12 protein-coding genes are annotated in these 12,087 nt (G+C 57.2%); 6 read left to right on the forward strand and 6 right to left on the reverse strand.

What is annotated here, in order from left to right; all coding sequences use genetic code 11:
* Positions 1 to 525: a DnaJ domain-containing protein gene (locus ACJO3M_RS18190; protein ID WP_407002797.1), complete on the reverse strand. Its 525-nt coding sequence runs from the start codon at positions 523 to 525 to the stop codon at positions 1 to 3.
* Between the two features lie 210 nt (positions 526 to 735).
* Between ACJO3M_RS18190 and ACJO3M_RS18195 the strand changes: the two genes are divergently transcribed.
* The 5 genes from ACJO3M_RS18195 to ACJO3M_RS18215 all read left to right on the forward strand — a co-directional run bounded on the left by ACJO3M_RS18195 (position 736) and on the right by ACJO3M_RS18215 (position 7,493).
* Positions 736 to 1,839, forward strand: coding sequence for an efflux RND transporter periplasmic adaptor subunit (locus ACJO3M_RS18195; protein ID WP_407002798.1), 1,104 nt, complete (start codon positions 736 to 738; stop codon positions 1,837 to 1,839).
* On the forward strand, positions 1,839 to 4,925 hold the full coding sequence (locus ACJO3M_RS18200) for an efflux RND transporter permease subunit (RefSeq protein ID WP_407002799.1): 3,087 nt from the start codon (positions 1,839 to 1,841) through the stop codon (positions 4,923 to 4,925). Before ACJO3M_RS18195 ends, ACJO3M_RS18200 begins: the two co-directional genes overlap by 1 nt.
* Positions 4,922 to 5,236, forward strand: coding sequence for a DUF3301 domain-containing protein (locus ACJO3M_RS18205; protein WP_407002800.1), 315 nt, complete (start codon positions 4,922 to 4,924; stop codon positions 5,234 to 5,236). The genes ACJO3M_RS18200 and ACJO3M_RS18205 overlap by 4 nt, the downstream gene beginning before the upstream one ends.
* A 137-nt stretch (positions 5,237 to 5,373) precedes the next feature.
* Positions 5,374 to 6,078, forward strand: a complete 705-nt coding sequence (locus ACJO3M_RS18210) for a substrate-binding periplasmic protein (protein WP_407002801.1) — start codon at positions 5,374 to 5,376, stop codon at positions 6,076 to 6,078.
* A 113-nt stretch (positions 6,079 to 6,191) separates the two neighbouring features.
* Positions 6,192 to 7,493 (forward strand): pyridoxal phosphate-dependent aminotransferase, encoded by a 1,302-nt coding sequence (locus ACJO3M_RS18215; protein ID WP_407002802.1) that lies wholly within the window; start codon positions 6,192 to 6,194, stop codon positions 7,491 to 7,493.
* A 54-nt stretch (positions 7,494 to 7,547) separates the two neighbouring features.
* Here the strand turns inward: ACJO3M_RS18215 and ACJO3M_RS18220 are convergent, their stop codons facing one another.
* Genes ACJO3M_RS18220 through ACJO3M_RS18235 form a run of 4 tightly spaced genes read right to left on the reverse strand, consistent with a single transcriptional unit; the run spans position 7,548 to position 9,874 of the window.
* On the reverse strand, positions 7,548 to 7,937 hold the full coding sequence (locus ACJO3M_RS18220; protein ID WP_407002803.1) for a roadblock/LC7 domain-containing protein: 390 nt from the start codon (positions 7,935 to 7,937) through the stop codon (positions 7,548 to 7,550).
* A 26-nt stretch (positions 7,938 to 7,963) separates the two neighbouring features.
* Positions 7,964 to 8,491: a GTP-binding protein gene (locus ACJO3M_RS18225; RefSeq protein WP_407002804.1), complete on the reverse strand. Its 528-nt coding sequence runs from the start codon at positions 8,489 to 8,491 to the stop codon at positions 7,964 to 7,966.
* Between the two features lie 22 nt (positions 8,492 to 8,513).
* Positions 8,514 to 9,479 carry a hypothetical protein gene (locus ACJO3M_RS18230; RefSeq protein WP_407002805.1) on the reverse strand — a complete coding sequence of 322 codons (966 nt, stop codon included), beginning with the start codon at positions 9,477 to 9,479 and terminating at the stop codon, positions 8,514 to 8,516.
* Between the two features lie 35 nt (positions 9,480 to 9,514).
* Positions 9,515 to 9,874 (reverse strand): roadblock/LC7 domain-containing protein, encoded by a 360-nt coding sequence (locus ACJO3M_RS18235; RefSeq protein WP_407002806.1) that lies wholly within the window; start codon positions 9,872 to 9,874, stop codon positions 9,515 to 9,517.
* A gap of 317 nt (positions 9,875 to 10,191) precedes the next feature.
* Between ACJO3M_RS18235 and ACJO3M_RS18240 the strand changes: the two genes are divergently transcribed.
* Positions 10,192 to 11,004 carry an inositol monophosphatase family protein gene (locus tag ACJO3M_RS18240; protein WP_407002807.1) on the forward strand — a complete coding sequence of 271 codons (813 nt, stop codon included), beginning with the start codon at positions 10,192 to 10,194 and terminating at the stop codon, positions 11,002 to 11,004.
* A gap of 428 nt (positions 11,005 to 11,432) precedes the next feature.
* Here ACJO3M_RS18240 and slmA read toward each other — a convergent pair whose 3' ends face one another.
* The gene (slmA, locus tag ACJO3M_RS18245; protein WP_407002808.1) at positions 11,433 to 12,020 is read right to left on the reverse strand and encodes a nucleoid occlusion factor SlmA; all 588 of its coding nucleotides are present in this window, start codon (positions 12,018 to 12,020) and stop codon (positions 11,433 to 11,435) included.
* Between the last annotated feature and the right edge of the window lie 67 nt (positions 12,021 to 12,087).

The raw sequence follows: 12,087 nt of genomic DNA on the forward strand, positions 1-12,087 counted from the left end.
TCAGGCGGCCGTTTTGCGTGATGTAAGCAACGTCGCTTTTGCTTCATTCACCTTGGCCGCCAGGTAATCATTACCGCCGCGATCAGGATGGAGCTTCTGCATCAGTCGCCGATGAGCCATGATCACCTCATCCTCTGAACACTGCGGAGACACCCCGAGGATATCGCAGGCTTCACGCACGGACATCGGCCCGACTCCGCCCCCCTGCCCCACACCACCGGACCAGGCACCACCGGCGCTGGTCCCGTCATTGCCCGAGGGTTTCTGTTGGCGGTATATCCGGTTCACCAAGAGCGCGAACTTCAACAACACTGGCAATTTTCGTAATAAGGGAACCAGCGCCGCCACGACCGCTGTCAGGACATGGACACGTCCGGTTAACACCAGAATGAGAAGTACAGCACCACCAACTACCAGCAGCACTTTCCAGATAGCAGCCTTTCTTCCCTCGGGTGACAGCGATCCCCATTGCTTCAGAACGACAAAAACCGCCACCGCCAGGGCAATACCCAATATCCAATGCATAGTGTAATCCCTTACGATTCACTGGCCGTATTCTGGCATTCAACCGGTGACAAAACACCCCGTTTTTGTATAGGATGCTATTCTATTAATCGCTGTTAAGAATCAGTTACATACTCTCCCCATTAAAGATAAACAGGGACAATCGCCAACAAGCCTGACTGGCCACATTTGGCGATTTCCAAATGGACACTGATACCCAGGACCTGAATTATGCGCACGGCTTCCCGTTTCCTGATCGTCATTATCTTCCTTGGCGTAGTGCTTGGTGGCATTTTCGGCTACAAGTTTTACCAGTTTGGTCAGCTCAAAGAGCAATTGTCGCAGCCACAACCGCCCGCCCAGATTTCCACCACCAAGGCACAGAGCGGGCAGTGGACACCCGCCGTCAAGGCCGTGGGCAGCGTCGAGGCCATCAATGGCATTGAAGTGGCCAACGAAGTGCCAGGGGTCATTGAAAGCATCGGTTTTGAATCCGGCGACACCGTCAGCAAGGGCGATATCCTGATCCGCCTGGACGCCGCCATCGACGAGGCCGCACTGCGGACCCGTCGTGCAGAGGCGCAACTGGCGGAACAGGAGTTCAAGCGGATATCCGACCTGCTCCCGAAACGCGCGGTGTCACAATCCCAGTTCGATGAAGCCAAAGCCAACGTCGATGCTGCCCGTGCCCGGGTCAACGAAGCGGAAGCCCAGTTGAACAAGAAAGTGATTCGCGCCCCTTTCGATGGCACCCTCGGCCTTCGCATGGTCGACCAGGGCGAGTACATCCCTACCGGCACGCCGATTGTCGAAATCAACATGCTGGATCCCATCTATGTGGATTACACACTGTCGGAGAAGGACCTTCCGAGAATCGCAACCGGTTATGACGTTACCGCTACGGTCGCCGCGATTCCGGGGCAAACTTTCGATGGCCAGGTCAGCGCCATCAACACCTCGGTCAACCCGGAAACCCGAACCGTGCGCATTCGCGCCACGCTGGCGAATCCTGAAAATGCCCTGCGGCCCGGTATGTTCACCACGATCCTGACCAAACAGCCAAAGGATCGCGACGTGGTCACCGTGCCCCGGACTGCGATTTCCTATAACACCTACGGCGATTTTGTCTTCGTAGTGGAAGAGAACGACGATGGCAACCTGGTCGTGAACCGCCGGACCGTCCAGACCGGCGAAGTCCGCAACGGCCGTGTTGCCGTAGAGGATGGCCTGAAAGAGGGCGAAGAAGTCGTCGCCAAGGGCCTGCTGAGACTCCGCGCCGGACAGCGGGTGGAAGTACAGGAAAGCAATGACCAGCTGGCGGAGGCATCTGACTAATGCGTTTTACCGACATATTCATTCAGCGCCCCGTCCTGGCGACGGTGGTCAGCCTGCTGATCCTGCTGCTCGGCACCCGGGCAGCCATGGAAATGGAAGTTCGCCAGTATCCCCAGCTGGAAAGCACGACCGTTACCGTGACCACCGCCTATCCGGGCGCCAGCTCGGACCTGGTTAAGGGCTTTATCACCACCCCACTGCAACAGGCCATCGCCGAAGCCAGTGGGATCGACTACCTGACCTCCACCAGTTCCCAGGGTGTTTCCACCATCGAAGCCAAGATGGTGCTTAACTACGATGCCAACGCGGCGCTGTCGGAAATCCAGGCCAAGGTGGCGAGCCAGCGCAACGTATTGCCGGCAGATGCCCAGGACCCGGTCATTTCCTCTACCACCGGGGACTCAACGGCCCTCATGTACATTGCGTTCTACGGCGATGAACTGGGCGTCCCACAGATTACCGACTACCTGACGCGGGTTGTCCAGCCCAAGCTCCAGGCGCTGGCCGGCGTCGGCAAGGCCAACTTGCTGGGGCGCAAGTTTGCCTTGCGCGCCTGGCTTGACCCGGAGCGACTGTCCGCAGTCGACATGACACCCCAGGAAGTGGTCCAGGTACTGTTACAGAATAACTACCAGGCTGCCGTGGGTAACACCGAGGGCAAGTACACCAAGATCAGCATGACCAGCGATACCGACGTGGGAAGCCTGGACCAGTTCCGGGAGCTGGTGATCAAGGAATCCAATGGCTCCCTGATTCGGCTCAAGGATATCGCCAGGGTTGAACTGGGATCGGAATCTTACGATCAATTGGCGTTGTACAAGGGCCAGCCCGCCACCTATGTCGCCATTGAACTGTCTCCCGGGGCCAACCCGCTGACGGTTGCCAAGCTGGTGAAAGACCAGTTGCCGGATATTGAACGCCAGCTGCCATCAGGCCTGGACGTTCGACTGGCCTACGATGCGTCAGACTTTATCGAGAGCTCCATCAACGAAGTCATCCAGACTCTGGTGGAAGCACTCCTCATCGTACTGGTTGTGGTGTTCCTGTGTCTGGGTTCCGTCCGTGCAGCAATTGTGCCTTCCGTTGCCGTGCCACTGTCCCTGGTCGGCGGCGCCTTCGTCATGTTGATGATGGGTTTTTCCCTGAACCTGCTGACACTGCTGTCGATGGTACTTGCCATCGGCCTGGTGGTGGACGACGCCATTATCATGGTGGAGAACGTGCATCGTCACATCGAACAGGGGGAATCCCGGTTTGACGCCGCCATCCACGGTGCCCGGGAAATGGCCGTGCCCATCATCGCCATGACCACCACCCTGGTGGCAGTCTATGCCCCCATTGGGTTTATGGGTGGGCTGGTCGGCTCGCTGTTTACCGAGTTTGCCTTCACTCTGGCGGGCACTGTGGTGATTTCCGGCGTCGTCGCGCTAACACTGTCACCGATGTTGTCCGGAAAGATTCTCAAACCCCATGGCAATCCCGGACGTTTTGAAAAACTGGTGGAGCACTCGTTCAACGGGCTCGCCAACAGCTATAAAGCGGCACTGAGCTCGCTGATGGCAACCAAGTCCGTCGTGATTTTCTTTGCCCTCGTGATATTGGCCTCGATTTACTTCATGGTGATGATGAGCCAGAGCGAACTGGCCCCCACCGAGGACCAGGGCATCCTGTTCTATCAGGGCCTGGCGCCCCAGACGGCGACCCTGGACTACCTTGAGGAGCACGGGGAAGAAGCGCTGGAACGCATGGAACAGGTTCCCGGCTACAGCGAAGACTTCATGATTCTGGGGATTACGGCTCCCAATGCCGTGTTCGGCGGCTTCAAGATGGAAACCTGGGAAAACCGTGATCTGAGCATGTTCGAAGTACAGCCTCAGCTGGACGGTGCGCTCAAACAAATCACCGGTTTGCAGACGGCGGTATTCCCACCGGCATCGCTGCCAGGTTCCGGTGGCGGCCTGCCGTTTCAGTTCGTGATCACCACCGGGGAAGACTACAACCGCCTGAACGACGTTGCCGATGAAATGCTTGGCAAGGCCATGGCCAGTGGCAACTTCATGTTCCTGCAGAAATCCATTGACTTCGATCGTCCGGTGACCCAGATCAAGGTCGACCGTGACCGGGTCGCCGATCTGGGTCTGTCGATGCAGGATGTGGGGCAAGCCATGTCCAGCATGCTCGGTGGTGGCTACATCAACCGCTTCAATATGGAAGGCCGCTCCTACCAGGTCATTCCGCAGGTTGAGCGGGATTTCCGCCTGAGTCCGGACGCACTCAACGACTACTACATCCGCGCTGATAACGGTGAGCTGATCCCACTCAGCAGTGTCATCAGTTTTGAAGACAAAGTGGAACCGTCCCAGCGTACCCAGTTCAACCAGCTGAACTCGCTGACACTGCAGGGCGTAGTGATGCCAGGGGTGACCATGGGGGATGCCATGGCGTTCATGGAATCCACCGCGGACGAGATATTCCCCCAGGGCTTCACCTCCGATTACACCGGTGAATCCCGACAGTTCGCCAATCAGGGCAGCGCCTTGATGGTCACCTTCTTCCTGTCACTGTTGGTGATTTACCTGGTGCTCGCCGCCCAGTTCGAAAGCTGGCGCGATCCGATCATCATCCTGGTCTCGGTACCCATGTCCGTGGCGGGCGCGATGGCGTTCATTGTGCTCGGATTTGCCACCATGAATATCTACACCCAGGTGGGCCTGATCACCCTGATTGGCGTGGTGTCCAAGAATGGCATCCTGATTGTGGAGTTCGCCAACGCCCTGCAGCTCGACAAGGGACTGAACAAGCGCGAAGCGGTGATCGAAGCGGCGGCCATCCGGTTACGGCCCATCATCATGACGTCACTGGCACTGATCTTTGCCATGGTGCCGCTGCTGATCGCCATCGGCCCGGGTGCGGAAAGCCGCTTTGCCATCGGCCTGACCATCAGCGCCGGTCTCGGCATCGGCACACTGTTCACCATTTTCGTGTTGCCGGCATTCTACATCCTGCTGGCCCGTGACCATCACGGTTCCGCTGCGGAAGAATACGGTAACGGGGACAGTGACAAGGCATCGGCCCCCGCCCAATGACCCTGGGCACGCTGTTCTGGCTGTTTGTCGCGGGGTTCGCCATCTGGTACTGGTGGCGGGCCAAGGCGATCAAGGACTTCGTCCTGCAGGCAGCCAGGAACTATTGCAAGAAAATGGATGTAATGCTGTTGGACGACGCCGTCTACCTGCGAGGACTGTGGTTCAAGCGGGATGAGGCCGGGCGCCTTCGCGTGTGGCGGCGTTTTCTGTTCGATTTTACCTCTACCGGAGAGGAAAGGTACGTGGGCCGCGTCATCATGCTCGGCCCGCGCATCCTGCATATGGAGCTGGAACCACACCGACTTAACTGATTTATGCCCCCTGCTGTACCATGCCGTGCAGAAAACGGGCAGGATGGCTATACTGCAACCGCCGGTAAGACACTCACACGACTTGAGACCCCACACCCCCGATGCTGTTGCAATTGACGTCCGGAATACTCTTTCTGATGCTCTCAAGCCCGTTGCTTGCAGAGAGGCCCAGTCTCAACATTGCCACCTCCCAGTACCCCCCGTTCGAATACCTTGAAGAAGGGAAGCTGGTCGGCGAAGACGTGGAAACCATCCAGAACGTTGTTGAGCGCATGGGTATGGAACCGTCGTTTGTTGTACTCCCCTGGATCAGGGCGGAAGCGAGGGTCAGAAGCGGCAAGTCGGATCTTCTGTTTACCCTGACCCGCTCGGAACAGCGCGAACGCCACTACTACTTTACCGCCCCCATCAACACCGCCCGTGACGTCTTCTTCAAGCGTTCAGACATGGAGTTTGAGTGGCAGACTTTCGATGACCTGGAAGGCATGAGAGTGGGACTGTCGTCGTCCTACAGTTACGCACCCGAATTCATGGCCTGGCTGGACACCGCAAACGTGGAGGCCATCAGGATCAGCCAGGAGAGGCCGGACCTCACAGGACTGCGGATGCTCGCGTTTGACCGGATTGACCTGTTCATCTGTGAACATTCAGTGTGCAACTTCCTGCTGAAGAAACATCAGGACACCCAAACAGAACTGAAAACCATTGAGGCGGTTCCGGGAACAATTGGCAAGGAGCGAGCGTTCCGTGCGGCGTTTTCACGGCAAAACCCCGAGGGCGAGCAACTCAGGGACCGCTTCAACCAGGCGCTGGCCGAACTCAGGCAGGAAAGCATCGACTGAAGTCGCCACCTGTCTTCGGCAATCACCTACAAGCAAATACTCACAGACATGCTCAGGTTTCCTATACTGCGAGGATCACCCTCAGAGTCATCCTCAACCAGCAGACCGGGACCATGGACATCAAGACAGATCACCGCTACGCGATTAATCTCAACGTTCGGGGCATTCAGCCTTCCGCCACCCTTCGCATTAATGAGCTGAGCAACCAGCTCCGTTCCGAAGGCCGGGACATCATCAAGCTGGGTCTCGGGCAATCACCGTTTCCGGTGCCGGACCGTGTAGTGAAAGCACTGCAGTATCACGCCCATGAAAAGGACTATCTGCCGGTCAAGGGCCTGAAGGCCCTGCGGGAGTCCATTGCCGGCTACATCAACCGGAGCGAGCGCATGCGCTGCACCTGGGAAGATGTGCTGATTGGGCCGGGCTCCAAGGAACTGCTGTTTATCCTGCAGCTGGCCTACTACGGTGACCTGCTGATTCCGCGCCCGAGCTGGGTGTCCTACGCACCCCAGGCGCGCATTATCGGCCGTTCGGTACACTGGCTGCCAACCCACGCGGAGAACAACTGGCAGCTGACCGCCGAGGAACTGGATATCATCTGCCGGGACGACCCTTCACGTCCGCGCATCCTGATCCTGAATTACCCGTCCAACCCCACCGGCTGCACCTACACCGACGACCAGTTGCTGGCCATCGCCAATGTGGCGCGCAAGTACAACCTGATCCTGCTGTCGGATGAGATCTATGGTGAAGTGCATTTTGAAGGCAAGCACAAATCCATTGCCCGCTATTACCCGGAAGGCACCATTATCAGCACCGGTCTGAGCAAATGGGCCGGCGCCGGTGGCTGGCGTCTGGGGACGTTTATCTTCCCGCCGGAGCTGCGCCCGCTGCAGGACGCCATGGCCATCATCGCCAGTGAAACCTACACCGCCACCAGCGCCCCGATTCAGTATGCCGCCATTGCCGCCTTCAACGGTGGCGACGATATGGACGAATACCTGAAACAATCGCGGCGGGTGCTGAAGGTGGTGGGTGAATACATGCACCGCCGACTGAGTGAGATGGGCGCGGTTGTCCAGAAGCCGGAAGGGGCCTTCTACCTGTTCCCGGACTTCAGCAGTTTCCGCGACGTGCTGGCCAGCAAGGACATCAAGACCAGCCAGGCTTTCTGCCAGGCACTGCTGGAAAACACCGGCGTGGCGATTCTGCCCGCCAGTGATTTCGGTTTCGTTCCGGATCATCTGGGGGCGCGATTGGCGTTCGTCGATTTCAATGGCGCGGAGGCATTGAACCTGGCGGGTGGCGACTACGCAGAACAGGATCTGGACGACGCATTCGTTAAACAGGCCTGTCCCCGCCTCGTCACGGCCATGGACAAGACAGAGAATTGGCTGAGCAGTCTTTCTGATTAGATCTCTGGCTCCTTGCATACCATCGCCTGACGTGGGCGATGGTATGCAGGCTCTTTATCTCAGGCTTTTTGCCAATTTCTCTACGGCATTCCGGCTCAGCGTATGGAGCAATCCCAGATTGGCGTCTGCAGAGGCAATAACAGTAAGTACTAACTTTTCCTTGAGCTTCAGCGTCAGAATAAAGCCATCACTGTTTTCAACAATGACATAACGACAACGCTCCTGCTGAGCTTCCTTGGCAATGGTTTCCCCCAGAGCCAGTACAGAGCCCATCATGGCCGCCAGCTTGGCAGCAGGCATTTCCCTTTTGAAGCGTTTAGTGACGTCGTGTCCATCTACCGTTGAGATGAGAACGCCATACACCGCATGGCTCTGTTCCATCATGTGTCCAAAGACTTCCTGGCAGAAATTCTCTCCACTCTCACTGATTCTAGGCTGGTTCATGATTCCATTCCGGTCCAGAGTCTTGCTCATGCAAACTCGATAGTTGAAATAAGTGCGTTGATCATCAGGCTGACATCCTCTTTTTTCCGAACATCCACTTCCAGAATCGGAAAAACAGTGCCCCATCGATCCAGCCTCTCGTAAAAGTCATCGAGGCTGGGAGAATCAAATTCGTCCCGTCTTGTCAGGCCGATAACCACCCCGGTTTCTTCAATAAAATCGGCAAAATTTTCCAGATACATGTCCATATCGGCCAGCGGGTCATCCCGGCTGCAATCAACCAGTAAGATCAGGCCGAGGCCGCCCTGCACCAGGATTTTCCACATAAACTCAAAGCGGCGCTGGCCGGGGGTGCCATATAGAAACACTTTCTGCCCGTCTTCCAGCGTCAGGTCCCCAAAGTCCATCGCAACGGTCGTTTCTTCCTTCAAGTCGGCAAGATCATCCGTTGTTGCCTGATCCGTTCTGACCGGCGGCGTTTCACTGATGGCCGCAATGGCAGTCGTTTTCCCCGCGCCGGGCGCTCCGGTAATAATCAGTTTTATTTCCGACACAAAAGACAGCCTCTTGTTGACGTCAGACCTTCAGACGAGAACGAATTTTTGCCAGCAGTCCCTTGCTCACACCAGAGGCAGAAGGTGCCCTGCCTTGCGCCGATTCAATGTTCACCGGTGCGGCAGCGATAGTCCCGATGAGCGACGCCGCATTGATGAAGGCAATGGCGCGACCTCGGGAAACCTCTGACGAGGCAACAATCTCCTCCAGGGTGACTCCGGACTTTCGGCTCATCAGGGCGCACAAGGTCATGAAATCCTGTGACCGGCGAATCAATACCGGGGAAGGCCAGCGCAGCAGTTTGAACCGGCTATCGGGGGCCCACCCCGCCAGCAGCCGCCCTTCTGACCCCGAGATACCAATCAGCCATAAAAACTGCTTGTCAGACACCCACTCCATGCCGGTCTCTTCATCGGGAAATGCTGATTCACTCTCGGTTATCTCAACATCCTCCGATAGCTCCGCAATGAGTTCAGAGATCTGTTCAAGCGACAAAGACGTGGCACAGAGACGATTCTGACGATCAAGAAAAACCTTGCCGCGATGAAAAGCCACCTTCACAAAGCGGGCATCACACGACTGGATTCTCTGGGCAAGTGAGCCTGTGCCCTCAGCGTCGACATCATCCGGGGCACTCTCCTGCTCAAATCCCCGGGACTGTCCCATTGCAGACTGTTGCCCGTGCTCCACAATCAGGTTGAGTACCGAAATCAATGGCGCCGCACGCAAGGGTTTAGGCAAGTGGTAGGATGCAGAGAGGCTTGAAGCCTCTCCGGATAAAGCAATCGGGATCCGGCGCTTCATCTCATCACTGCCGCGCCACTGAGCTACCGCTTCCGAATTGTCCATATCCAGAACGATAGCGTCAGCATGGTCCCAGGTGGCATAAACCCAGTGATCCCGGGTCTTTGTGCCAAACAGATCGAGCAAAGATTTCAACACGGTCTCGTCTTTGGAAGACAAACCAACGCTGGCAAGTGTCTTCAAAACGCAGATCCCCATCTGTCGTTAAACTCAGTGGATTAGAGGCTAGACATATCCACAGTCTGCTCAACTTTCTTGGTGACCATCCGGGCCATCCCCAGATTTCCCCGCGCCTTGTCGAGCACAACGTAAAGGAAAACCGCATCGTTGCTGTTCAGCAGCCGGATAAGGTGATACTGGTCATCCAGCGTAATCAGAATATCCTCGATCCTGCCAGAAATATCCAGAGCTGACATGGTCTTACGCTTGGCACGCACGACTTCCGTATTACCTGCCGCCGCGGTATCGAGGTCAAAGTCCTTACCTCCTTCCTTGCCAAGAACCATTCCCGAGTCACTGTCCACCAGGCAAGCGCCGATGAAACCATCAATTTCCTTCAAGCCGGACATGTCTGTCATAGCTAACAATCTCCAAAGTTGTTCTCATTGTTGGTAAAGCTACAGGGCCACTCAAATCCATGAGCGCCATACACCGAGGCTAGGAGTCCACAGGGGCATTCACAAGGCGGGGCTTGTTTAGATGTGTTTCAAAGATATAAAGTCATTACATCTTGTAATGAAAGGTTTCCAGGAAGGACGTCTCCGCCACGCATATAGCGACTAAGCCGATGAAGTTGAAGAGTTAAATCGAACACAACTCATCCTGTGACGCACTTCACATATCGATAATATTCACGGGCGCATACAATCATGGATATGACGCACCAAAGAGGATCATGCTTTTGAGAGACTTAACGGACTTTGCCGAACGGATCGCACTTGAAGCTGGTGAACTGATTCGTCGCGAGCGCGAAAAAAAGACCCTGCGCACCGACTACAAGCAGCAGACCGAACTGGTAACCCACGCGGATCTCATGGCCGATGAGTTCATCACTGACGCCATTCGAAAACGCTTCCCGGACCACCGCATCCTCTCAGAGGAATCCATGCCGGACCTGAGCCAGGCGGAGGAACTGGAGACACCGCTGTGGATCGTCGACCCCATCGACGGCACCGTGAACTACGCCTACGGCCACCCCCAGGTCGCGGTATCCATTGCCTACGCCGAGAAAGGCCGCGTCCAGGCCGGCGTGGTTCATGCACCCTTCCCCAACGAAACCTTCCGCGCCACCAAGGGCGAAGGCGCAACCCTCAATGGCGAACCGATCGAACACAGCGGCGCCACGGTTCCCCGTGATTCCCTGTTCGCCACCGGTTTCCCCTACACCAAGGACAACCTGGAACCACTGGTGAAACGCCTCGATGCGATGATCCACAATTGCCGCGACCTGCGCCGCATCGGCTCAGCTGCCCTCGACATCTGCTGGGTCGCCTGCGGCCGCCTGGACATCTACTACGAAAACGTCAGCCCCTGGGACTTCGCCGCCGCCCGCCTCATCGCCCTGGAAGCCGGTGCAACGGCTGGCCATTTCGGCGACGTTCCCGCCGGCTATCCCGCCGACCTCTATGGCCGCGACATCCTGATCTCCGCTCCGGCGATCTGGGAGCCAGTTCGCCAGATCCTGCGTTCTGCTTCCGGGTATGACTGAGGCTCCGAGGTTTATCAAGTAGCCTGCTTGTTCGGGAGTGGGGTCGGCGGTGTGAGGGGCCCTTCCCGGAACCGCTACGAGCACATCCATGTGCGCTTCTCTCAGGCCATCCATGGCCTTCGAAATTCCGGGAAGGGCCCCTCACACCGCCAACCATCTAACTGTGCAGATATATCGCAGGTAATGATCGAGGTGATTTTGAGGTAACAGTGGCTGGTTTCCCACTTCTCTGTCTTGGAGAAACGAGATATCACCTAGAGTGGTATGGTTGAAGGCGGGTATGGCCTCCACAGAATCTTGGAGGCCATGGATGGCCGGAACGAAGCGCACATGGATGTGCTTGTAGCGGTTCTGTGGAGGCCATACCCGCCTTCGACCTCCCCCATTTCTGTCAGGCTACAGTCAGAAACAAACTCCCCGGTATCCGGTCAGCCCCAGACACCTTCAGAAACCAGTCCCCAACTCTCGTCGAAGTCGGTCGAGGGCAACCGCGAGAACGACGACCGGATAAACCGCTGAATGCGGCCTTCGACGAACACCAGCACAAAGTCCGCGCCGCGGTTGGCGCTGGTGCGGGGACGCAGGCCCTGGCGGATCTCGCCTTCCTTGAGGATCTGGCGTACCTGGGTTTCCAGGCGTTCGAAGAACTGGGATGCGCGCTTGCGCAGGGTCTCGTTTTCGCCCATCAGGGCATCGCCGGTCAGCACGCAGCACAGGCCGGGATTGCGCTCGGCGAATACCAGCACCAGGTTGGCCAGCTGTTGCAGGCGGGCGCGTGCGTCCTCCTGCTCCTGCAGGATCACCTGGCAACGGCTGAACACCGCTTCGTCGGCGAAGTCGATCAACGCCTCGAACATCTTGCGCTTACTGGGGAAATGGCGGTACAGCGCCGCCTCGGTGACGCCTACGGATTTGGCCAGGCCGGCGGTGGTAATGCGGGCTCCGGGATCGGTTTCCAGCAGCTCCACCAACGCATGCAGGATCGCCTCCCGACGACTGGGTTTTTGATCGGTCATGACAGGACTTCAGCGCTCTGTAACTGGGTTATTTTCGGGGCCGGTCATTGGCGCCGGCCCTCTGGGT

The sequence above is a fragment of the Marinobacter alkalisoli genome (assembly GCF_045449795.1).
In the GTDB taxonomy this organism is placed as follows: Bacteria; Pseudomonadota; Gammaproteobacteria; order Pseudomonadales; family Oleiphilaceae; genus Marinobacter.

Excerpts from the sequence above, each read along its gene's own strand:
- ACJO3M_RS18190 (WP_407002797.1), bottom strand. The coding sequence starts at position 525 with ATGCATTGGATATTGGGTATTGCCCTGGCGGTGGCGGTTTTTGTCGTT.
- ACJO3M_RS18195 (WP_407002798.1), top strand. The coding sequence starts at position 736 with ATGCGCACGGCTTCCCGTTTCCTGATCGTCATTATCTTCCTTGGCGTA.
- ACJO3M_RS18200 (WP_407002799.1), top strand. The coding sequence starts at position 1,839 with ATGCGTTTTACCGACATATTCATTCAGCGCCCCGTCCTGGCGACGGTG.
- ACJO3M_RS18205 (WP_407002800.1), top strand. The coding sequence starts at position 4,922 with ATGACCCTGGGCACGCTGTTCTGGCTGTTTGTCGCGGGGTTCGCCATC.
- ACJO3M_RS18210 (WP_407002801.1), top strand. The coding sequence starts at position 5,374 with ATGCTCTCAAGCCCGTTGCTTGCAGAGAGGCCCAGTCTCAACATTGCC.
- ACJO3M_RS18215 (WP_407002802.1), top strand. The coding sequence starts at position 6,192 with ATGGACATCAAGACAGATCACCGCTACGCGATTAATCTCAACGTTCGG.
- ACJO3M_RS18220 (WP_407002803.1), bottom strand. The coding sequence starts at position 7,937 with ATGAACCAGCCTAGAATCAGTGAGAGTGGAGAGAATTTCTGCCAGGAA.
- ACJO3M_RS18235 (WP_407002806.1), bottom strand. The coding sequence starts at position 9,874 with ATGACAGACATGTCCGGCTTGAAGGAAATTGATGGTTTCATCGGCGCT.
- ACJO3M_RS18240 (WP_407002807.1), top strand. The coding sequence starts at position 10,192 with ATGCTTTTGAGAGACTTAACGGACTTTGCCGAACGGATCGCACTTGAA.
- slmA (WP_407002808.1), bottom strand. The coding sequence starts at position 12,020 with ATGACCGATCAAAAACCCAGTCGTCGGGAGGCGATCCTGCATGCGTTG.